General features: G+C 52.3%; 19 protein-coding genes and 1 tRNA gene. 9 read left to right on the forward strand and 11 right to left on the reverse strand.

The window, feature by feature from the left end; translation table 11 throughout:
- Positions 1 to 271 precede the first annotated feature (271 nt).
- From H6G13_RS09610 to H6G13_RS09625, 4 genes are all read right to left on the reverse strand, one after another.
- Positions 272 to 895, reverse strand: coding sequence for an acetoacetate decarboxylase family protein (locus tag H6G13_RS09610; RefSeq protein WP_190482994.1), 624 nt, complete (start codon positions 893 to 895; stop codon positions 272 to 274).
- 86 nt (positions 896 to 981) lie between these two features.
- Positions 982 to 1,857 carry an MBL fold metallo-hydrolase gene (locus H6G13_RS09615; protein ID WP_190482995.1) on the reverse strand — a complete coding sequence of 292 codons (876 nt, stop codon included), beginning with the start codon at positions 1,855 to 1,857 and terminating at the stop codon, positions 982 to 984.
- 115 nt (positions 1,858 to 1,972) lie between these two features.
- Positions 1,973 to 3,442 carry a glycosyltransferase gene (locus H6G13_RS09620; protein WP_190483223.1) on the reverse strand — a complete coding sequence of 490 codons (1,470 nt, stop codon included), beginning with the start codon at positions 3,440 to 3,442 and terminating at the stop codon, positions 1,973 to 1,975.
- A gap of 123 nt (positions 3,443 to 3,565) precedes the next feature.
- Positions 3,566 to 3,727 (reverse strand): hypothetical protein, encoded by a 162-nt coding sequence (locus H6G13_RS09625; protein WP_190482996.1) that lies wholly within the window; start codon positions 3,725 to 3,727, stop codon positions 3,566 to 3,568.
- Positions 3,728 to 4,021: 294 nt separating this feature from the next.
- Between H6G13_RS09625 and H6G13_RS09630 the strand changes: the two genes are divergently transcribed.
- Positions 4,022 to 4,294: a hypothetical protein gene (locus H6G13_RS09630; RefSeq protein ID WP_190482997.1), complete on the forward strand. Its 273-nt coding sequence runs from the start codon at positions 4,022 to 4,024 to the stop codon at positions 4,292 to 4,294.
- 4 nt (positions 4,295 to 4,298) lie between these two features.
- On the opposite strand, the gene H6G13_RS09635 is transcribed toward H6G13_RS09630, so the two are convergent.
- The 3 genes from H6G13_RS09635 to H6G13_RS09645 all read right to left on the reverse strand — a co-directional run bounded on the left by H6G13_RS09635 (position 4,299) and on the right by H6G13_RS09645 (position 7,617).
- Positions 4,299 to 4,925: a ribonuclease D gene (locus tag H6G13_RS09635; protein WP_190482998.1), complete on the reverse strand. Its 627-nt coding sequence runs from the start codon at positions 4,923 to 4,925 to the stop codon at positions 4,299 to 4,301.
- Positions 4,926 to 5,007: 82 nt separating this feature from the next.
- Positions 5,008 to 6,267 carry a tryptophan synthase subunit beta gene (gene trpB / locus H6G13_RS09640; RefSeq protein WP_190482999.1) on the reverse strand — a complete coding sequence of 420 codons (1,260 nt, stop codon included), beginning with the start codon at positions 6,265 to 6,267 and terminating at the stop codon, positions 5,008 to 5,010.
- Between the two features lie 96 nt (positions 6,268 to 6,363).
- The gene (locus tag H6G13_RS09645; protein ID WP_190483000.1) at positions 6,364 to 7,617 is read right to left on the reverse strand and encodes an adenylate/guanylate cyclase domain-containing protein; all 1,254 of its coding nucleotides are present in this window, start codon (positions 7,615 to 7,617) and stop codon (positions 6,364 to 6,366) included.
- Between the two features lie 120 nt (positions 7,618 to 7,737).
- Between H6G13_RS09645 and H6G13_RS09650 the strand changes: the two genes are divergently transcribed.
- Complete coding sequence (locus H6G13_RS09650; RefSeq protein WP_190483001.1) at positions 7,738 to 8,349, forward strand: GNAT family N-acetyltransferase; 612 nt, start codon at positions 7,738 to 7,740, stop codon at positions 8,347 to 8,349.
- Positions 8,350 to 8,548: 199 nt separating this feature from the next.
- Here H6G13_RS09650 and H6G13_RS09655 read toward each other — a convergent pair whose 3' ends face one another.
- Positions 8,549 to 8,785 (reverse strand): hypothetical protein, encoded by a 237-nt coding sequence (locus H6G13_RS09655; protein WP_190483002.1) that lies wholly within the window; start codon positions 8,783 to 8,785, stop codon positions 8,549 to 8,551.
- A gap of 1,022 nt (positions 8,786 to 9,807) precedes the next feature.
- On the opposite strand from H6G13_RS09655, the gene H6G13_RS09665 reads away from it, so the two are divergent.
- Both H6G13_RS09665 and H6G13_RS09670 read left to right on the forward strand, forming a co-directional pair.
- On the forward strand, positions 9,808 to 10,029 hold the full coding sequence (locus H6G13_RS09665; protein WP_190483003.1) for a DUF2945 domain-containing protein: 222 nt from the start codon (positions 9,808 to 9,810) through the stop codon (positions 10,027 to 10,029).
- A gap of 191 nt (positions 10,030 to 10,220) precedes the next feature.
- Positions 10,221 to 10,403, forward strand: a complete 183-nt coding sequence (locus tag H6G13_RS09670; RefSeq protein ID WP_190483224.1) for a CsbD family protein — start codon at positions 10,221 to 10,223, stop codon at positions 10,401 to 10,403.
- 336 nt (positions 10,404 to 10,739) lie between these two features.
- On the opposite strand, the gene H6G13_RS09675 is transcribed toward H6G13_RS09670, so the two are convergent.
- The gene (locus H6G13_RS09675) at positions 10,740 to 11,636 is read right to left on the reverse strand and encodes a YhjD/YihY/BrkB family envelope integrity protein (protein WP_190483004.1); all 897 of its coding nucleotides are present in this window, start codon (positions 11,634 to 11,636) and stop codon (positions 10,740 to 10,742) included.
- A 251-nt stretch (positions 11,637 to 11,887) separates the two neighbouring features.
- Here H6G13_RS09675 and H6G13_RS09680 point away from each other — a divergent pair, with 251 nt between their 5' ends.
- The 5 genes from H6G13_RS09680 (at position 11,888) to H6G13_RS09700 (ending at position 16,546) form a co-directional block, all read left to right on the forward strand.
- Positions 11,888 to 13,399, forward strand: coding sequence for a UbiD family decarboxylase (locus tag H6G13_RS09680; protein WP_190483005.1), 1,512 nt, complete (start codon positions 11,888 to 11,890; stop codon positions 13,397 to 13,399).
- Positions 13,400 to 13,588: 189 nt separating this feature from the next.
- Entirely contained in the window at positions 13,589 to 13,861 is a 273-nt protein-coding gene (locus tag H6G13_RS09685; protein WP_190483006.1) for a GlsB/YeaQ/YmgE family stress response membrane protein, read from the forward strand.
- Positions 13,862 to 14,089: 228 nt separating this feature from the next.
- On the forward strand, positions 14,090 to 14,725 hold the full coding sequence (locus H6G13_RS09690) for a hypothetical protein (RefSeq protein ID WP_190483007.1): 636 nt from the start codon (positions 14,090 to 14,092) through the stop codon (positions 14,723 to 14,725).
- 76 nt (positions 14,726 to 14,801) lie between these two features.
- Positions 14,802 to 16,418, forward strand: a complete 1,617-nt coding sequence (locus H6G13_RS09695; protein WP_190483008.1) for a glycosyltransferase family 39 protein — start codon at positions 14,802 to 14,804, stop codon at positions 16,416 to 16,418.
- 54 nt (positions 16,419 to 16,472) lie between these two features.
- Positions 16,473 to 16,546 (forward strand) — tRNA-Arg (locus H6G13_RS09700).
- A 465-nt stretch (positions 16,547 to 17,011) separates the two neighbouring features.
- On the opposite strand, the gene H6G13_RS09705 is transcribed toward H6G13_RS09700, so the two are convergent.
- Both H6G13_RS09705 and H6G13_RS09710 read right to left on the reverse strand, forming a co-directional pair.
- The gene (locus H6G13_RS09705; protein ID WP_190483009.1) at positions 17,012 to 17,203 is read right to left on the reverse strand and encodes a hypothetical protein; all 192 of its coding nucleotides are present in this window, start codon (positions 17,201 to 17,203) and stop codon (positions 17,012 to 17,014) included.
- 568 nt (positions 17,204 to 17,771) lie between these two features.
- The gene (locus H6G13_RS09710; protein WP_190483010.1) at positions 17,772 to 20,378 is read right to left on the reverse strand and encodes a right-handed parallel beta-helix repeat-containing protein; all 2,607 of its coding nucleotides are present in this window, start codon (positions 20,376 to 20,378) and stop codon (positions 17,772 to 17,774) included.
- Between the last annotated feature and the right edge of the window lie 21 nt (positions 20,379 to 20,399).

The raw sequence follows: 20,399 nt of genomic DNA on the forward strand, positions 1-20,399 counted from the left end.
TTAGCCAGCCTCAGATGACAATAGATTCAATTCTGAAGAACGCAAAGCGGATATCCCAGGCGGCCTGCTAAAGGGGGCATTGGTTGAATGGGGCTTCTGCAAGAAAAGCGTCCTTACAGGTAATTATGTCTGACCCCAGGGGGCTTTTAGGGGTCAGACATTTTTTTTGCTTTTTTGTCAGATCAGGTGTCGCTTCCCCTCTTGTTTAAAGGGAGCACAAGCAGATTAAGGCTAAGAGTCGCACTAAAAGCTTGCCTTCGCAGATCAGCTTTTAGACAGGGGACTGGATCTTAACCTTCAGATCCGTAGCCGATACCGATAAGAAGGGCTGAGACAAATCCAGCGCTTTGAACGGGCTGCTGGCAGGAACCGTCAGATGCCCGCTGATCACGGCAGGCTGAGTCTGAAACTGAGCATCAAACCAGGTCAGAGCCGAGCCGACTTGCGTAAAAACCAGCCCCATCAAACTAGGCTGAAGTTCTGCCGGAAGCTGCATCCAGGTAGATTGAAACGATAGAGAGCAAAGGTCGCGTCCCTCCTGATAAACCTTCACTGCCGCGTCCGACCAGGTAAATTCGGCTAGCTGTTTGGGCAGTCCCCAAATTTCGCGCCCACCCTCCACAGAATCGGCATTATCTACATAGATGTGAGAGATCCAAGGACCCACCTTGCCCTTATAGGTCAACAGGGCAGGCAGCACGATCAGCTCATTGTATTCAAGCACCGAACCTCGCGTGTAGGTCGAGAAGTAAACAATCCCCAACGTTTTGCCGGGAAAGACCGACACAATAGACAACTCTGCCGGAATCAGAGGCCGCACCCGCTCTACATCCACCAAGTGAAAAGTGGCCAGAGCAGACCCATTGAGATTCCAGGGAGCCGGAGGATACGTCATGCTAGTTAGCCTCAAATACTGGGACAGTAGCAGATAGGCTTTGAGCTAAACCTCCTTCTTTAGAGGCACGCACCTCAACAGTTCACTTAAGCCACTGTCTCCATCCAGGCAATACATTGAATCAGCGACTCATGCATCGTCACCGCATCGGCGTGGTAGCGCCTGCCGTGACCGGGCAGCACCCACTCAAAAGAGTAGTCGAGCAGCTTTTTCATAGACTCAATTAGAGTCGGCCAAGAATACCAACAGGCCCGACGAAAAGCGTGGAGATGGCCTAGAGCAGGCGACCAGGCCAGATGATCGCCGGTAAAGAGAACGCTGTTGCGATAGAGCAAAACAGTATGGCCCTTCGTATGCCCCGGGACCGGAATAATCTGTAGATCAGGGGCCAACAAAAAGGAATCGGTACCCTTCAGCTGGATCTCAACATCCTCAGTGCTGCGGGAAATCTCATCGACATGCAAAATCCGCTGACAGCCAAAGTGTTCCTGAAACTTGCGGTGGTCGGCAACATCATCTCGGTGAGTCAAGTACAGATAACGAATGCCGCCCAAGGCCTCTAACCGTTTGACCAGCGGCGCAGTAAAGCGGGGCGAATCCACCAGAACATTGCCGTCGGGTCGTTCAATCAGGTAGCTAGCGGCCCCGTAAGAATCTTCTGAGTGATAGCCACAGTGGTAGATACCGTCGGTAATCTCAATCGGAAAACTTTGCTGCGCCGCTTTGATATCTTTTGGCGGCGCAACCGTACCGATCGAAGCAGTAGGGCAAGATAACAGCGCCTGCAGCGCTAGCTGACGTTCTTCGGAGGTTTCGGGCTGGTGATAGACCGCAGACTGGTCGCCTACGGATTTAAAGACAGTGGGAGCCATCCAGCGACAGGTGTCGCAGTCAATACAGGTAGTATCGACATAGAGATCGCCTGCTGCGTTTTGAGAGTGGCGTTGGGCGAGGTGTGCCATGAGAAATTTAGAAGTGGGGGTTGGGTAATCGCTGACAGCTGCCAGTTGAGGAGTTGGCTTTGCGTCTGCCCTCCTACTCTAGCGATTTCCATTACCCTCTGACTTCTGCCCCAGCTCAAGTAAACTTCAGTTTACGCGAGGCATAGAGGCACATCTTTAGCAGCACTATGCCTTCCTTGACGTGGGCAATATTCGACTGGCCGTAGGTACGGGGCTGATAGCGGATCGGCACCTCGACAATGTGCAGATTAAGCTTCGCTGCGCCAAACAGTAGGTCAAAGTCGCCAAAGGGGTCAAAGTCACCAAAGTAGCGCCTGCCTTCAGCAATTCGGAGATAGTCGCTGCGACGTAGGACTTTGGTACCGCACAGCGTATCTTTGAGCGGCTGCTCCAGTAAAAACGAAAACATCTGGGCAAAGAACTTGTTAGCCAGAGTGTTGAGCCAGGGCATGGCATGGTGAGAGCGGGGATAGACTAGGCGCGAGCCATTGACAAACTCGCCGCGCCCAGCGGCAATCACCTCAACAAAGTGAGGCAGATCTTCCGGCGGCACCGTCAAATCAGCATCGAGAATCATCAAAATGTCGCCGCTGGCTTCGGCAAAGCCCAGCCGCACTGCATCAGCCTTGCCTTTGCCGCTCTGCTGGTAGGCTTTGAGGGTAAAAGGGCCGCTATAGGTATTGATCAGCGACTGAATTTCAGCCCAGGTATTGTCGCTAGAGTGGCCTTCAACAAAGATAATTTCTGTGTGAGAGCCAAGCTGGGGCAGCCGAGCCACCGCATTTCGAATGTTGCCCGCCTCGTTTCGAGCCGGAATAACGACAGAGCAAGTCGGGGCGGGAGCAGGCTCAAATAGGGCCGGATCGGGCCGGGCCACAACAAAGCAGGTCAGGCACAGGTGCTTAATCAGCGGTAGCGGCCCGAGGTAACGGTTGACGAGGTACGACAGCCCCGGTATCTGCTTAGGCATGAGGAATCGTGTGCCTCGCTTTAGCGGCACATACCCTGTAATGGAAAGCAGATTTACCGCATCATCCATCGACAGCCAGTTTTGAGGCGGCTGGGGACGACGCTGGCCAATTGCCTCGGCAGCGCTCAAGGCGGGTTCCCATAGGTAGTTGTGAAAGCTCAAGATCAGCCGGGTCTGGGCATGGCAAAAGGGCTGAAGCCGCTGCAGCACTGCCTGAATGTCGCTCAGGTAACCCAGCACTCCCGAAAGCACGATGTAGTCAAAGCTGCGGTGCTCAGGCGCAAATGCTTCTGGGGTAATGCGCTCAGCTTCTAGCCGATAGAAGTTGAGCGCAGGATATTTTTTCTGGGCTAGGTCAACGGCGGACTGGGCAAAGTCAATGCCAACGCCCACCGCTGGAGCCACCCCCTGCAAGAGATCTCCAGTTCCGCAGCCGATCTCCAGCACCCGACTATTGGGAGGAATGAGAAACTGATGCAGACGCTCAATATCACGGTAGTAGTAGCGGTTGCGATCGCGCCAGCTATCCAACTCCGGGGCAATTCCCTCAAAGTACTCCTTCAAAGTCTCATTGAGCACCTGCTTATGAGGAGCCAGAGTCAGGCTTGAGGGCATTGATTGAGCCATGCAGAGGAATTCCGGAATGAGCAACCCGTATTTTATCCCGGAGCGAGGCGAGCGTAAACGCAACCCCCTACCCTTTGCCCTCTACCTTCTTCTTCTGCCTCCACCTTTCTCCTACGAATACCGCCTCACCAAAATCTGCAGATGACCAATAATCCGATTAGCCCGCTCTAGGCGCTTCTTCAGGGTATAGTTTTCTCGCTGCAGGCGGTTGTTTTCGTGGCGAAGGGTTTCAATTTCCTGCTGCAGGTCTTGTTCAAAACTCAGAGTATGCATAGTTTTAACCTGACTCAAAATTAGCCCTGTAAGAAGGGAGCAGTCCGCCTGGTATGCGTTGAGTAGGTGGACTAAAGGCTAATAACGTGTTTCCTAATTCCTATTGTGGCTCAGCAATTAGCCTTAGAGGGATGGGGAAGCCCGTAGGTGGGCAGGAAAAGATTTGTGAAGTCTCTTCAAAGCTGCCCTGAGAGGCTTTCAACCAGAGGGAAAACCTTACCAGGTTAAAGGTAGGGGCATCTTCCTATCGTTGAAACAGCCTGACTATCCACCTCTGCTCTAAGCATCTTGATTATGTCTAAAGCGTTTTTAGATTCCATCGGGTTGACTGCTTCAAATGAAGATCCAGCAGAATTTGAGACTATTCCTGAATCCGGTCGGGAAAAAGTTCGCATTATCGTCATCGGCTCACCCCAGGCAAGTAGCCGGGTGATTCATGAAATAAACCATTTGGGGTTCGCCGAGGCTATTGAATGGAGCAAGCCGATTCCTACGGCAAAACCGCAGGAGTCTATGCGAATTCTGACCCGCTATGTCCTCTGGGGCAAGCCGGGCAGTCACGAGTAAGCGCTTAATGCTCGAAAATACTACTGTACTGCAGCAAATCTAGGCTGACGAAGGTCGGTAGGCAGTGGAAACACTGTTGGGCTAGCTCCCACCGACCTTCTCGCTGCAGCATGGTCGTTAGCTTTTGCTGGGCGGCATGGAGATAGCGCACGTCGTTAGCGGCGTAGCGCAACTGCTCCTCTGAGAGATTCATGGCGTTGCCCCAGTCGGAGCTTTGGGCGCTTTTATCGAGTTCGACGCCTTCTAGCTCTTTGATCAAATCTTTTAGACCGTGTCTAGGGCTGTAGGTACGGCTGAGCTTGCTGGCGATCTTGGTGCAGAAGATGGGAGCTGTCTCAATATCTAGGTGATAGCGCAGGGTGGCTACGTCAAAGCGGGCAAAATGAAAGATCTTGAGGCTGTGGGAGGCTTCCAGCAGGCGCTTGAGGTTAGGGGCCTGTCGTTGACCCAGCTCGATTCGCACGGCCGACACATACCCTTCTGAATCGGCCAACTGCACCAGACACAGACGATCGCGCTGGGGAATTAAGCCCATTGTCTCGGTGTCGCAAGCGATCGCATCGGCCTCAAGGTAGCGGGCTAGCAATTCGTCGGGGAGGTCGCGATCGCAAATCTGAAAATCATCCGCCATGATCAAACCCTTGCTTATCTCACTCACCCAAAAACGGGGCGCACGACTCTGCGCCCCGGCAAAACTGACCGTAGAGTTGGCCCTAGAGCTGATCGCCCAGAGCTTTGGCCACAGTCTGCACGTCCTTGTCGCCTCGGCCCGAGCAGTTGATCACAATGCGGGGGCTGTCGCTTAGCTGCGGGCAAAGCGTTTCTAAGAAAGCAAAGGCGTGGGCTGTTTCCAACGCCGGGATAATGCCCTCTAGCCGCGACACCCGCTTAAACGCATCTAGAGCTTCCTGATCAGTGACACTGTAGTATTCGGCCCGACCAATGTCTTTGAGGTAGCTGTGTTCCGGCCCAACGCCAGGGTAGTCTAGCCCAGCACTGATGGAGTGGGCCTCGATCACTTGACCGTCATCGTCCTGCAGCAGGTAGCTCATCGCTCCATGGAGCACGCCAATCCGACCTTCAGTCAGAGTCGCAGCGTGTTTGCCGCTCTCGACGCTGGTGCCTGCCGCCTCAACCCCAATCAGCCGCACCGAAGTTTCCTGCACAAACTCATGAAACAGGCCCATTGCATTGGAGCCGCCGCCCACGCAGGCCAGCAGGATATCGGGCAGACCGTCAAATTTTTCTTGGCACTGGGCGCGGGTCTCGGTGCCGATCATGGCATGGAAGTCTCGGACCAGCATAGGGTAGGGATGAGGCCCAGCCACCGAACCAAGGATGTAATGGGTGGTTTCAACGTTGGTGACCCAGTCGCGGATAGCCTCGGAGGTGGCATCCTTTAGGGTACCGGTACCTGCTGTCACAGGCCGCACTTCGGCTCCCATCAACCGCATCCGAAACACGTTGAGCGCCTGCCGATCCATGTCGTGCACGCCCATGTAGATCACACACTGCAGGCCAAAGCGAGCACAGACCGTAGCTGTGGCTACACCGTGCTGGCCCGCCCCAGTTTCGGCAATCACCCGCTGCTTGCCCATGCGCTTAGCCAGCAGCACCTGCCCCAAAGCATTGTTGATCTTGTGTGCCCCGGTATGGTTTAAATCTTCCCGCTTCAGGTAAATTTGGGGGCCGCTGCCGTCGGGGCGAGCATACTGAGCCGTCAGCCGTTCGGCAAAGTAGAGAGGGCTGGGCCGCCCGACGTAGTCTCGCAGCAGGCCATCAAGTTCGGCCTGAAAATCGGCCTCGTCACGGTACTGGTAATAAGCTTGCTCTAGCTCGCTGAGGGCGGGCATCAGCGTTTCGGGCACGTACTTACCGCCAAAGCGACCAAAGCGGCCGAGGCCATCGGGCCGGACAGTGAGATCGGTGGGAGAAGTGGCGCTAGCGGGGGGAGAAAGGGGTGTCTGAGTCACAGGGATTTGGGTGTGGATGGCGAACGGGTCGCCCTCATTATAAGAAAGTGGGGCTACTCCCTGCTACCGCATTAGCAGGCTCTCAAGGGAGAACTTTTAGTGCAGGGTAAAGATTTCCAACGGCTCTTCTCGGCCACGCAGCAGCAGGGGGCCGAGCGATCGCAACTCCCCCTGCGACACCCGACTCAGCTGCTGCTGCGTGGTCTGACTGAGCAGCAGCGGCTGGTCAACCGACTTAGTTAATCCTTCAATGCGAGCAGCAACGTTGACTGTGTCGCCGATCACCGTAAATTCGAGATGGCTGCCACTGCCCATACAACCCGCCACGACCTCACCCGAATGTAGCCCAATACCTATCGGCAAAGGGCAAAAATCTTCTACCTTACGCAAAATGGCCAGAGCCGCCTCAAAAGCTGCCTCAGCAGCATTATCAAGCCTTTCCGGTGCACCAAATACCGCCAACATGCCATCGCCCATAAACTTATCTACCCAGCCCCCGTGCTGCACTACGATTTGCGACTGCACCTCCTGCCAGCGATTCAAAAAGGCCAGCACAGCCACCGGCTCTAGCTTTTCGGCGTAACGAGTGAAGTCCCGCAGGTCCGTTACCAGCACCGTCACCACACAGCTTTGAGGCGTTCGCAGTAGCTCCAGCGGTGCTTCAAAAGCAGACTCCACAACGGTTTTAGGCAAAAACCACTCAACCACCAGGCGGCCTGCCTCACTCTTAACCTGCCGCTGCACAATAGTCGCCATCCACATGCCCAAAAAACCCGTCCCCAAAATCGTGATGCTGGCGAACAAGGCAATTCCTGGCTCTAGCCGAAACAAGACTGCTGCATAGGCAAAGTTGGCCAGCGCCAGTCCAGTCGTCAGCACTGAGGCCCGACGGTACAGCCGCATACCCCCTGAAACCGCCAGCAGAGAGCAAAAGGCAGTAATGTTAGTCAAAATTTGAGGATGGGACTCGCCCATCACCCGAGCAATATTGGTGATGAAGAGAGCCACCAGCAGCCCATCAAAGATAGGCACCGCCACCGGCAATGCTCTCAGCCCAGTTTGGCGGCCCTTCAGCCAGGCCCAAATTGTCAGCGATAGACTTGTCGCCAAGAGGCCAATCAGGGCAATTGTGGGCGGCACCGATGGCTGCCCAATCAAAGCCTGGGGGAAGAAAAAAACCAGAATATCTAAGCTGGTCGAAACTATCAGCAACAGCCCCCTGACGTAAGCCAGCTTTAGCTCATTGCTGAGAGACTCGCGCAGCAAAACCTGATCGACAGTGGCAGCAATTTCACGAGCCGCTGCAGTCGATTCAGAGGTTGAAGAAGGGGAAGTCACAGGTCGAGTCATACAGCTCGATCCCTAAAACCGGAGTTGGGAAAAGCCAAGCTACCCTGCATAGCTGCCCTTATCATAAAGTCCGATGCAGTCATAAAATGCAAACTGGCTACAAGCCTCAAAAGAAGCTTTATGGATCTACAAACTGAGCGACTCAAAATCCGCAACTGGCTACCAGATCAAGACACTGCAGCCGCCTTTGGCATCTATGGTGACGAGCGGGTAATGCAGTGGATTGGCGATCGCACTGTTGACCCCACTCCAGCAGCAACCCAGGTTCGGCTAGAGCGGTACCGGCAGCGCACAGCAGCGGACAAGCCCCCCGGCATGGGTTGCTGGGCAGTCGAGGAACTGAGGACGGGGCAGCTTATTGGCAATCTGCTGCTAGTACCCTTACCCAATGTCGAGCGGCAGCCCTCCGGCCATATTGAAATCGGTTGGCACTTTAATCCCGCCTACTGGGGCCAGGGCTTTGCTACTGAGGCAGCCCAGGCCGTTCTCAAATATGGTTTTGAGACGCTCCAATTGGCAGAGATCTACGTCGTCACCCTGCCTAACAACGAACGCTCTAAAGCAGTTGCCCAACGCCTAGGCATGGCAGCTCTGGGCACAACCCATCAATATCATGGCGGCACCGAGCTTAGCCTGTTTAAGCTCACGGCAGAGAATTGGCAAATACTTATAGCAGAGCCAAGAACTGTCCCTGCAAAAATGCACAAAGATTCTGTTTACAGCGATTTCTAATATTTTGAGGTGCGGGTTTGTAGCTTTCCCTGCCCCCTTTAAGTGAAAAAATTCTAAGGAGGTGTCATTCAAAGATTGGGGAGATCTTACCAGAAGAAATTTAGACTTCATCAGGCCGAGAAACGCTGTTGTGAACCAGCATTTTTCTACAAGACCTGGGTTTTCTTTGTGCGAAAAGTGACTAAAAAACGGTCTAATCTCAGGTCAGCAAAATCTCTTTGACGACCCGGTCTTTTTCCACAACACCCAGGTTCTGACCGTTCTCCTTAGCCTCTTGGGCAATGCCGTAAAGCGCCAGCCCGGCTCTCAAGACATCAGCCATATTTTTATCGGTTGACTCCGCTAAGCCCAGAAGCAGATTATAGGCATCTTGAGAAAGTTCTAAAGTCAACCGCTTTCTGTTGCTCTTAGCGGTTTTTGAAATATTTTTGCTCATAGCGTAAATCGGTAACTCTCTAATGGCTCCAGAACAGGATGTCTATAGCAGGGTTACGTTAACGTATTCCCAACAGAACTGAATTGTACCTTCGATACATATTTCTTATGCAAGTATTTTTGCTAATTTCACAGAAATAAAACATCTTGCATACTCAAATTTTACCCGCAGGAATTGCTGTCTAACACGGTCGAAAAAACCGAACAGTCTTCTAAAGCACCAAAATTTGCAGCCTAAGTTAAGAGCTCAACTTGATTACCCAAATCGATTGCCCAAGTCGGTTAGTAAAGGTAGACACAAAGTTAGGGGAACGTGAAGACGCAGGAACAATGGCTAGCTGACTTGTCAGCATTTCTTCCGGCCCCAATAGCGAGGGAAAATGACAAATGGTGGATATATATGCTCTCCCTATCTAGGGCAAGAACTCACGAGACAGCCAACCTGCTCAGCCAAGCTAGAAATTAGCTGCTAAAGATTGAAGACTTGCTTCATAGCAAAAGAGTCGTGAACAATACACGTATTTTATGCTGATATAATGCTGTTTGAGTACAGCAAAAATATTTGGCTAGCGTAACCTGACGAAAGCTAAAGGGCATCGGCAATCAGGCTGAAATTAACGGCCTGAATTAGTACACTGCAAAATCTATTCAAGTGACTGGCTAGGCAATCAAGTAGCTCAAGAGAGAGCAAAAGGCCAGAGGGTGGAACCACCCTTCTAAGCAAGACTGCAGAGGCAGTAACTTTTCAGGTCGAAACTTATCGGGACAAGACATTCAAGGAGTAGACCTTACCGAGGCTAATCTCACCCCAGCTAACCTGTCTGAGGCTAATTTGTATGGCAGCTTTCCAGAAACCGCACGTTTCAATAATGCCGATCTCGCCCATGCTCTGCTAGAGGCTGCGAATTTCAAAGGGACTAAGTAAGGCAAAGCGGGATTCTGCCGATTGATAGAGCAAAGCGGCAAAAACAGTTCTTTAGACTAAACAGGGAATCAAACCTTCAGTCAAAGGAAAATCGCAGCATGTCCGAGTCATTCAAGAAAGGCGACTCTGTAGAGTGGAAAACTTCTCAGGGAAAGACAACTGGCAAGGTTGAAAAGAAGTTAACCTCACCCACCGATATTAAAGGGCATCATGTAGCGGCTTCTCAGGACAATCCAGAGTATTTGGTAAAAAGTGACAAGAGCGGCAAAGAAGCAGCTCATAAGCCTGATTCTCTGAAGCCAATTAAGGAGAAGAAGTAATATAGCGGCTCCTGGCTGAATGAATTAGCAAGTGTTCTCGTCTTCTAAGAACATCTTGCTAATTTATCCTTGCCTTCTAGAACACTTGTCCAAATTAGGATGTGGAACCGACCTCTGCCGTCAGACAGAGGATGATGTTACTGTCTTTTGTTACCTTGATAATGTCACTGATCATAAAAGCAGAAAATATTATGTCTATTGAAGAAAGAGCACGGGCAACCGCTAAAAATATAGAAGGCAAGCTTCAAGAAGCTGCTGGTGAAGTCACAGGCGATCCTAAAGATAAAGCCGAGGGCAAAGCAAAGCAGGTTGAAGCTCAGGCAAGACATACAAAAGAAGACATCAAAGACAACGTGAAGCGTAAGCTTGACTAGTCTTCCTTCATTCTCAAATCTCTTCAGATGAATCCTCAGCAGGTGGCGAAAGTCACCTGTTTTTATGTTTGCCTTTTTTATCCCATAAAGACGTAGAGGCCACTCTTGAATGGCCTCCGAATTTCAAGCGTAAGCAGGTAGGACAAACCTAACAAACCCAATAAGCCTCTCTACTGTTGGGGCTCACTTTGTTCAACCTGACCTAAAAATTAGTTTAGTTGTGGCCTGATCGGTATGAATGAAGCCTATTTAAAAACAGACTTTACATTTTCAGCAATTCCTATTCACTAAATATCTGAGCATTCGAGCGTGTTCAGGTCAACACACTCGAATGCATCACTTAGATGAGCTTACTACAGCGTTCTTATCTGGCACGATTTGACTACCAAACCGTCGAGCATAAACCTGAGTAAACTCCGCCCCGAAGAAAAGAATTTGAGCAGAATAGTAGATCCAGGCCAATAGCGCGATCAAAGAACCTGCGGCTCCATAGGTAGAGCCGACGCTGGCATTGCCCAGGTATAGCCCCAACAGGTATTTACCCAGGGTAAATAGCAGCGTAGTGATAAACGCGCCAATAATGACATCTTTCCAGACGATATGAGCATCGGGCAGGTACTTAAAGATGGCGGCAAACAGAAACGTAATCAGGCCAAGGGAAATAACGGTGTTCAAAATCCAGCCAACGCCTTCAATCCACTGGGACAGGTACCCACTAAATGCCGCTAGGGCTGTACTGAGAACCAGAGACACCAGCAGCAAAAAGCCAATGACCAAAATCATTGAGAAAGATAAAAGACGCTTTTGGACAAAGGATCCCACGCCTTGGCCAGGTTTGGGCTCTATGTTCCAAATGGTGTTGAGAGAGTTTTGCAGCTCTATAAAGACACCAGAGGCTCCAAACATCAAAACGGCGATGCTGATAGCTGAGGCGATCGCACCTTGATTGGCCCCTGGTTCATTGGCATTTTCTAGGGCATCCGTAATCACATCAGCCCCGCTCGACCCCACTAGCGCCTGAATTTGAGTAACCAACTGATCTCTAGCAGTGTCAGTGCCAAAGACCGAGCCTGCGATCGCAATCACCAGAACCAACAGAGGAGCCAGAGAAAACACCGTGTAATAGGCTAGAGCTGCTGCTAGGCGAGACGCCTTATCCTGCTGCCACTCCTGAAAGGCTTCCTTAAGTAACCGCCAAGTTTGCTTTGGACTTAATAGTCTTGCCTTGCTCACTGCTTTTCCCTGCTGACGTGTGCTCGCTTGAGTTCTACACCTAGAGCCCTGGTTTTGGTCAGACTCTAGATCCAATGGCCTATGCCACTATCTGGATGCTAGGGCTTGCCCGCCCAATTTTTGACTACCCCAAGAAAGAAGGGGGCTCCCTCCAAAAGTAAGGTTCTGGGAAATCAGAACCTGCGTCTGTCCTCCCCAGGCAGATCCCATCTCCGCCATAATGAGAAGGAAAAGCTTCACACTTGTTAACGATGCCAAGAGACCTGCGCGGATTTCTCAAGCTGCTTGAAGAGCGCGGCCAGCTGAGACGAATCAGCGCCCCAGTAGACCCCGATCTAGAGGTAGCCGAAATTGCCAATCGGCTCCTGCTAGCAGGCGGACCCGCCCTGCTGTTTGAAAATGTCAAAGGCTCAGATATGCCCCTAGCTATCAACGTGATGGGCACCGTCGAACGGGTTTGTTGGGCAATGAACATGAACCAGCCCGCCGAACTCGAAACCCTGGGGCAAAAGCTGGCGCTGCTGTATCAACCCCGTCCGCCCAAGAAGTTTTCTCAGGCCGTAGACCTGGGCAAGGCTCTATTCGACGTCATTAAGGCCAAACCTCTGCGGGACTTTCTGCCCCCCTGTCATCAGGTAGTGCTCAAAGATGAGGCGGTTGACTTCACGCGCTTGCCCCTGCTCAGGGTGTATTCCGGAGATGCCGGTAAGGTCTTGACTCTGGGCCTGATGATCACCAAAGACCCAGAAAACGGTATTCCCAACATTGGGGTTTACCGGCTGCAGCTGCAGTCTAAAAACACCATGACCGTACAGTGGCTCTCAGTCAGAGGCTGCAGCCGTCACCTGCGAAAAGCCGCTGAGCGGGGTCAAAAGCTAGAGGTTGCCATTGCTCTGGGTGTCGATCCACTGCTGATTATGGCCGCAGCTACGCCCCTGCCTGTAGACATGTCTGAGTGGCTGTTTGCCGGTCTTTATGGTGGCCAGGGCATCCGTCTAGCCAAGTGCAAAACGGTGGATTTAGAAGTTCCGGCAGACTCAGAGATCGTGCTAGAAGGCACCATTACGCCGGGTGAGACTGCTGTAGATGGCCCAGCAGGCGATCACATCGGTTATTACGGTGGGGTCAACGAACAGGCCCCCCTGATTCGCTTCCACTGCCTAACCCACCGCAAAGACCCCATCTATATGACTACCTTCAGCGGTCGGCCTCCTAAAGAAGACGCCATGATGGCAATTGCCCTCAACCGTGTTTACACCCCGATTCTGCGGCAGCAGGTGCCTGAAATTCAGGATTTTTTCCTGCCAATGGAGGGGTTGAGCTACAAAGCTGCTGTTTTGTCTATCGAAAAAGCCTATCCGGGGCAGGCTAAGCGCGCGGCTCTAGCCTTTTGGTCAGCGCTGCCTCAGTTTAACTACACCAAGTTTGTGATTGTAGTAGACAAGGAGATCAACATCCGCGACCCACGTCAGGTAATGTGGGCGGTCACATCCAAAGTGGATCCGGTGCGGGATGTGTTTATCCTGCCAAACAATCCCTTTGACCGGCTAGATTTCGCCACCGAAAAACCCGGACTGGGCAGCCGTATGGGAATTGATGCAACAACCAAGGTCTTTCCGGAAACCGATCGTCCTTGGAGTGAGGAGTTAAAGCCCGATCCAGATACGGCCAATCGGGTGAATCAACGCTGGGCTGAGTATGGGCTGGCAGATCTAAAGCTAGGGGATGTCGACGCTAACCTATTTGGCTACGATATTCGCTAAAACCAGTCAATATAAAGCCAGTAAACAAGCCAGTAAACACAGCGGGATGACCGGTTTTCAAACTAAATACTACGGGAGAGATAGAGCTGTTCTCTCTATTGGTAGTCATAGAATGCAGAAGCCGTCCGTTACAGTTAATTTATCGAATCGCACTTCTCAAGTGTTTCGCAAGTAACGGAGACCTACTTCATGAATATTCTGGCTTGGATCGTTTTAGGTTTGATTGCTGGTGCTATTGCTAAAGCTATTTACCCCGGTCGTCAGGGTGGTGGCATTCTAGGCACCCTGATTCTGGGTATCATCGGTGCTTTTGTGGGAGGCTCGCTGTACAGCCTGTTGACCACAGGAACGTTTGCTCTAACTGCAACTGGTTTGAGCATCGGCGGTATCGTCGTAGCTATTTTGGGTGCTATTGTAGCCCTGTTCATTTACTATGCTGTGACCAGCCGCAGTGCTGCTTAAAACACTTTGTCCCCTTGCGCCAATTAACTTGTGCAATGGTGATAGATAGAATAGGCTTTGTGATTTCAAAGCCTTCTTCAAAAAAAGAAACAGCAAGAGCTGCCTTTACCAAACGAGTAAGGCAGCTTTTTGTTTGCCGGCGGTTTATCTCCATCTATCATCCCGGCAGTTTCTATTAGCTAAAATGCAGGGAAACCCTGACAATATTGCAGTTCTTCCCAAAACGCCATGGCAGTCAAGCCCATTCAATACGAAATGCTCTTGTCTTTCTGCACCGAACATCAGGGTGCGCTGGAGCTGTTGCGGCAGTATCGCCCTTACCTAGAAGCCATTCCCAGTATGCGGCGGCCCCAAGACAGTATTGTGACCCTGCCATTGCCGAATGTCCGGGTGCGAGAAGCGGCGTACCTGCAGGAGACAGCGATGCCGGTAACTGCCGGGGCGGCTGTGACGCTGCCCTGTGACGTGGCGTTCTTGATGTGCGACCCGGAGTGGAAGGTCAAAACTGGGGTTGAGATATTTGTTTTTATTCACCGGCCCAACGAAGACTTTGCTGATCTGCTAATGCGCTGGCGCAAAACCCAGATTCTTCTCGATGGGGGGCACGAGTGGCTACTGCCCCAGCGATACCAGCATTTGCTCAGTGATGGGGCCGAATCTGCTCACCCGCTGTTTGTGGTCTTCCCGCAGACCCCAAAGCGGATTGTCCAGGGACTGCGGGGCGCAGCGCTGCCGGTGGTAGTTCACCCCTTAGATGAGGCGGCTGAGGCTTTAGAAACATCGGATCCAGACTTAGAGCTGGATCTCATCTCGGGTCTTGAAGATATTGATGCCAGCGGCCTGGAGATTCCCGACAGCGAGTAGGGCCTAGATAAGGAGGCACTCGACTCTTCAATAATTTGTCCTTTAATGGACAGAGTGCTTTTGAACCAACGTACCTATGCCCCTGCTGAAATCTGGGTCTTTGCTAAAATCTGGCGTGTTGCGCTGGGGTCTGCCGTTTTTGGGGGTTTTGCTGCTGCTGCGGTTGATCTTTTGGGGCAGCACCTTTCCCAACCCCGATGAGGCTTACTACTGGCTGTGGGGCCAGCACCCAGGTTTTTCGTACTACGACCATCCGCCTTTTCATGCCTGGGTGCAGGGGTTGTTTGCAGCTGTTTTGGGGCGCTCTCGACTAGCGCTGCGGCTGCCCAACCTGGTCAGCAACGGGCTATTGCTGGGCACCTACTTTCAGATCTGCCGCTACCTGTATCGCGACAGGGCAGTGAATGTATTTTGGGTCGTCGTGCTGCTGCTGGCCTCATCGCCGCTATTTTTTCTATTTCTGGCATTGGCCTGGCATGACCATTGGCTAGTCACTTTTTCTGTAATTAGTAGCTTTGCCTTTGTACGCTTCGTTGATGGCTATTTGGCTGATGGTCGGGGAGAGGGGCGTTGGCTCTATGGGGCAGCTCTGTTTTTAGGGCTGGCGGGGCTATGTAAGTACAATGCGATTTTTGTTGGGCTGGGTTTCTTGGTTGTGATTGCCCTTGATCGGCGGTTGCGATCGCTCCTACTTGACCCGCGTCTCTATGGGTCGGTTGCGATCGCACTCTTCACCCTCTCGCCTATCTTGATCTGGAACTGGCAAAACGATTTTTTCTCTTTTCGCTTTTATGCTGACCGCACAGCAGGTCAGGGCGATCTGCAAATCAATTTGCTGCAGCCACTGGTCTTTTTGCTGCTGTGCGGGCTCATTTTGGGGCCAGTTCACGCCTGGAGCTTGGGGCGGTGGGTGCAGCGGCGGTTGACGGTCAGGGAAAAGACCCCAGTGGCAGAGTCTGTATACAGTTCAGTGGCGCTGGCGATTTTTCTAGTCTCTACAGGGGCTTTTACTGCCCTCTCGCTGGTTTCAGTGGCTTACTACTACTGGAATATTCTGGCCTACCCGCTGCTGTTTCCTCTAGCTGCCGGTCATTTTTTGCCTGGGGCAACAGATCCTCCAACGCCCACACCCCTACGGCAAAAACGCCTGCTTCTGAGCGCTCAACTGATCGGCATTACCGTAGCCGGGACACTGATCTTTCACTACACCGTGGTGCCGCTGACGGCACTGATCAGTGGCGTGGTCGATCCTGACAGTGCGGCGCTGTATAGCTGGGATGCGATCGCAACTCAAGTCAAAACCCAAGCCGAGCCCCTAGACAATCCGCTGCTGCTGACCACCGACTATCGCTCTGCGGGTGCCCTGGCTTATCAGCTCAACGACCCTACGGTGATGGCGATCTCAGGGCGGCTTGATCAGTTTGATTTCTGGTACGACCGCGACACCATGCAGGGCCGAGATGCGGTGCTGCTGGGGGAAGATTGGCACCCGATCTGCCCGATTCATCTAGCCATGTTTGAGCGCACCGATCCGCCCGAAAAGCTTGAGGTCAAGCGGCTGGGCGTGACTCTGCAAACCTACACGCTGATGAGGGGGTACGGCTTTCAGGCAGGGCCAACTGATACCTATCCACTACAGCCAGACTATCCCCTCGCGTTTACCAGTGATGGAGAAATTTGCGCCTCCAATTGACGAACAGACCTATCGCGCTATGCGATGAGAAGTGTTATGATAGGCAAGCTAGTTGGGTATGTAGCTCAGTTGGATAGAGCACCAGGTTCCGGTCCTGGGTGTCGGGGGTTCGAGTCCCTCCATACTCGTTTTCACAAATATCTTCGACAGGTAGGGTATTTGGAGGAGCAGTGGTTCAAACGGCTGCTCGACCGTTAACGCTGCAAGACTTTCTGCAAAGACCAAAAACTGAGCTTGCCAGCGAATTCACAACGGTCAAGCTATTCAAAAGCCCATGTCTCAAGGCGAACACAGTACATTACAAAGCGAACTGGTCAACGCCATTAATGTAGTAGGTAACGGGCGCAGATAGCCTATGCTTTTCCTGAATTGCGCTACGTCTTTGGCGGCGCAGCGATTGTGCCAGATTTAGTATTTTGCTGGCCACAGATTTCTCGAACACCTTCAGGGCGTGTAGCAAATCGGTTTGAAGCGCACCTTGACTAGGCGATTGAGATTCTGTCTCCAGAGTAATCTCAGACCACTGTGTTAGCTAAGCTGTTGCACTGCATAGAGCACAGCACTGAGTTAGTGTGGTTGCTCGATCCAAGTGTCTAAACAATCGCCACAATCTGCTTTAGAACATCGGGTGGGGCTTGCATAATGAACGTCTCTACCAGCTTGCCAATCAGGGCTGATTCTTCTCCTTTGGCCTGCTCCCGTAGCCCAATTAGTCTTTCAAAGTTGGCTACTGTAAGCCCAGTGTGGTCATTAACTAGCGTTATCGCTTCCCTCATATAATTCATTTGAGAAACCTCTATGAATAACATTAAAATTAAAGAATCCAGGTCAGCTTTGCTTTTTATTCCGCCATCTTTACAGCTTATTCTAATTACTGAAAACCTGTTGTGTGCGTAAATAGCTGTAACAAATTGATGTACATGAGCTGAATCGCAGAATCTAAAACAAATATATACTCACTTGCATTAGTAGAGTATAAAAAGATGCAACCAATGCTCAGTATTCTAGGTTCATATTAGCAGCACTTCTCTTAATCAATACGCTCATGAACTCGTCAGTCGTGTTTATCAGTCGTGGTTGAGCCCTAAAAGTCTTGCCAGCATATTTCAAAGTGGCAAATAGATTTTGTGTAGCAATGATGCTCCATAGTTAATTTGCCCTACCCCCATTTCTTAAAGGGAATTATCAAAGAAGCCATACTTCACAAACCCAGGAACCTTATGATGAGCATCTTTCGCCTCTCGAACTAAGAGGCGGGGTAATAAGAGGAACCCCTCCTAACCATAATTCGTCAATTCGTTTAGTCACTTCCTGGCATTGTTGCTGTTAATACATTTTTTCTACTGCGTTTCCTCAAAGGCAGGTGCGGGAACTAATCTCGGTAAAGGTTGCTGGTGAGGGGGTTAAGGTCACTGCTGCCCCGCCGTTATCAAAAGACAAAGTGCTCAAGTTACTGATTTGGTAGACCAGGCTAGAGTTGTTGTTAAACTCCAGCACGGTAGCCCCAGTGTTGTTGAAAACAACGGCGCAGGTACGGGCCGAATTGTTAGAGCTGACCTGCAAATCCGGGCTACCGCTCGCATTGTTACCAAAGGTATTTTGGCTGGCTTCAAGCAAGAGCACATCGGCATTAGTGCTGCTGACTACAATGCCAGGGCCACCATTTCCTGTGATGATGTTACTGCCAATACCTTGAGAATCAATCTCCGGCTTGGCGACAAACTCTTGAATAGAAGAGTTGCGCGAAACGCTATCGATGCCAGCACCGCCATTGTTGATAATCTGGTTGCCGTCGATATTAAATTCCTGCTCAGCGGTTTCGTTGGCTTCGATGCGAATGCCTGCGCCAGTGTTGTTTGCGATCGCACTCTCTCGAATCTGCACCTCCTGAAACGCGGTCAGGCCTCCTCCTGGTGTGCCGCTGACGATCTCCAGGCCCGCTGCCCCGTTGCTGCTGATAGCTGCACCCTCGATTGCCACTTCCTGGCTGCCCAACGTATTGGCCTGAATTAAGATGCCCTGCTCACGATTGCCGCTAGCACTATTGTTGACGGCGATCCCGCCACTGGTGCCAATGCTGGTGTTAACCGGGCTACTGGGGCCAATAGCAATGACCTGGTTTGGCACTTCCGCTGGAAACAGGTTGCCTGCTGCCGTTAGTTCAATGCCGACCCGGTTGTTGTCAGCCCGGTAGCCCGCAATGGTAACCTCGTTGCTGTTGAGGGTCGTTGTATTGCGAATCAAGATACCCTGACCGGAACCAGGGCTCGTTCCGGCAGCCCCAGTCACCGTATTGTCAAACAGCACCACACTGCCGCCCACGTCGTTCAAAAAAATGCCGCGTTCAGCCGGATTGGTGAGGGTATTGTTTCGCAGCTCCACATTGCGAATATTGCTGCCGGTGATGGCGTTGCCAGCGGCATTTTCTACCCGAAAGCCCGCGAGCACTGTGCGGTTGCCCAAGGTCACCCCATTTTCAATGCGGGGAAAGTTGCCGTCTCCCGAAAAGGGCAGCTCCACCACAATGCCATCTGTGTAGTTAGCGGTGGGTGAAAAGGGCAGTCGGGCAGTGGCCGGAGCAAAGCTGGGAAAAGGCAATGCGGCCAGAAACTGTCGGGGGCCTTGAGAGAGCACCTGCACCCGCTCAGGAATGGTGAAAGCAGGGATGGTAATGTCGCTATCGCCGTTGATGTAGACTACATCGTTGCCGTCTTGCCGGGTGGTGTTGAGAGCTGACTGGACTGCGCCAAAGGGATTTTCAAAGGTGCCATCGCCACCGCCGGTTCCCAGCGTGACGTGCTGGAACCAGTAGGGCTGGTCCTCCTCCGGGTTCATCAGCGGTTGGGAAGTCTGTTCACTCGTGAAGAAAGAGTCTTCTTGGTATGCGATCGCAATTTCTGGCAGCCGTACCGTCGGTTCTCCTAAGCGAGCCCGCACAGTATCCGCTTCAGCAATAGGGCCTTGGGGCCGGATACCGGGAAAAGTCGCGCCAATGGAGAACACCAAGCGGGTGCCAAACAGGCCGTCCTCTTGAAGCGCTACCCCAGCATTAAAGTTAGGCGTAATGTTTGAGGCCAGCCGCAGCCGCCAGCCTAGATAGCTGGGAAACCCTGGAGCCCCGAGCAGATAAACACCGCCGAAGCCGCGCAGGTCGCCTTCGTCCCAATGAGCCAGCCGGTAGCCAGCCTCGGCATCAAACCCACCCAGGGCCGTTTCTGTCTGCAAAAGCCGCTGCTGCTGCCGCTGAGTTTCTAGCAGCAGCAGGTTACCCTGAAAGCGAGTAGAGGTCTGTACCCCCGTATCGACATTGATATCGTTAATCACTCGCTGCGAGTTACCCAGAGGCAAGTAGGCATTAAAGCGAAAGTCCCAGGTCTCTCCCAAACTCTCGTAGCCAGTGCCAACCTCAAAATAGTCGTTAAAGCGAGTGCCGCGACCATCAACTGCCAGATATCCACCCCGCACCCGGTTGGCGTCGGCATTGTAGCCCCGGTAGCCTAGCAGCAAACTTCCCCCTAGATTCTCATCAGCATTAACAGCCAGCCGCCCCTCCAAAAAGCCTAAGCGCTCACCGGGTTCCTGCCACAGCGGCACAAACGCCTCGAATCGGCCCAAGGCCGGAAAACTGCCCCCAGAGGTGGTGTATCCAGCGCCCACTCTAAGCCCAACACGAAGAAACTCTAGATCACCCTCGACAGGCTCAGCCTGAGCCAGCTCCGGGGGAAAGGCCACCCGTAGAGAGGCCGGTCGCCCCGCGGTCATTGGGCTAACAACACTGTCCTCCAGCAGCTGCAGGGAAAAGGGCTGAAAGCTGACAACGGGTTCAGCAGTGGGGGCAGCTTCAGGACGGATTGGGCTTTCTGGCAGTTGAGCGGCAGCAGGCTGCTCCTGAAGAGCCGCCAGCACCAGCGCCAGAAATAGGGGAGCCCTAAAGGCCTTAAAGAGGTGGGAGTAATTCATGGTAGTGCCCCTTTGCCGGTA

The organism is Pseudanabaena sp. FACHB-2040 (assembly GCF_014696715.1).
In the GTDB taxonomy this organism is placed as follows: domain Bacteria; phylum Cyanobacteriota; class Cyanobacteriia; order Phormidesmidales; family Phormidesmidaceae; genus JACVSF01.

What these genes read in the sequence shown, in the direction of transcription:
- H6G13_RS09610 (WP_190482994.1), bottom strand. Translation starts at nt 895, where the DNA reads ATGACGTATCCTCCGGCTCCCTGGAATCTCAATGGGTCTGCTCTGGCC.
- H6G13_RS09615 (WP_190482995.1), bottom strand. Translation starts at nt 1,857, where the DNA reads ATGGCACACCTCGCCCAACGCCACTCTCAAAACGCAGCAGGCGATCTC.
- H6G13_RS09620 (WP_190483223.1), bottom strand. Translation starts at nt 3,442, where the DNA reads ATGCCCTCAAGCCTGACTCTGGCTCCTCATAAGCAGGTGCTCAATGAG.
- H6G13_RS09625 (WP_190482996.1), bottom strand. Translation starts at nt 3,727, where the DNA reads ATGCATACTCTGAGTTTTGAACAAGACCTGCAGCAGGAAATTGAAACC.
- H6G13_RS09630 (WP_190482997.1), top strand. Translation starts at nt 4,022, where the DNA reads ATGTCTAAAGCGTTTTTAGATTCCATCGGGTTGACTGCTTCAAATGAA.
- H6G13_RS09635 (WP_190482998.1), bottom strand. Translation starts at nt 4,925, where the DNA reads ATGGCGGATGATTTTCAGATTTGCGATCGCGACCTCCCCGACGAATTG.
- H6G13_RS09645 (WP_190483000.1), bottom strand. Translation starts at nt 7,617, where the DNA reads ATGACTCGACCTGTGACTTCCCCTTCTTCAACCTCTGAATCGACTGCA.
- H6G13_RS09650 (WP_190483001.1), top strand. Translation starts at nt 7,738, where the DNA reads ATGGATCTACAAACTGAGCGACTCAAAATCCGCAACTGGCTACCAGAT.
- H6G13_RS09655 (WP_190483002.1), bottom strand. Translation starts at nt 8,785, where the DNA reads ATGAGCAAAAATATTTCAAAAACCGCTAAGAGCAACAGAAAGCGGTTG.
- H6G13_RS09665 (WP_190483003.1), top strand. Translation starts at nt 9,808, where the DNA reads ATGTCCGAGTCATTCAAGAAAGGCGACTCTGTAGAGTGGAAAACTTCT.
- H6G13_RS09670 (WP_190483224.1), top strand. Translation starts at nt 10,221, where the DNA reads ATGTCTATTGAAGAAAGAGCACGGGCAACCGCTAAAAATATAGAAGGC.
- H6G13_RS09680 (WP_190483005.1), top strand. Translation starts at nt 11,888, where the DNA reads ATGCCAAGAGACCTGCGCGGATTTCTCAAGCTGCTTGAAGAGCGCGGC.
- H6G13_RS09685 (WP_190483006.1), top strand. Translation starts at nt 13,589, where the DNA reads ATGAATATTCTGGCTTGGATCGTTTTAGGTTTGATTGCTGGTGCTATT.
- H6G13_RS09690 (WP_190483007.1), top strand. Translation starts at nt 14,090, where the DNA reads ATGGCAGTCAAGCCCATTCAATACGAAATGCTCTTGTCTTTCTGCACC.
- H6G13_RS09695 (WP_190483008.1), top strand. Translation starts at nt 14,802, where the DNA reads ATGCCCCTGCTGAAATCTGGGTCTTTGCTAAAATCTGGCGTGTTGCGC.
- H6G13_RS09705 (WP_190483009.1), bottom strand. Translation starts at nt 17,203, where the DNA reads ATGAATTATATGAGGGAAGCGATAACGCTAGTTAATGACCACACTGGG.
- H6G13_RS09710 (WP_190483010.1), bottom strand. Translation starts at nt 20,378, where the DNA reads ATGAATTACTCCCACCTCTTTAAGGCCTTTAGGGCTCCCCTATTTCTG.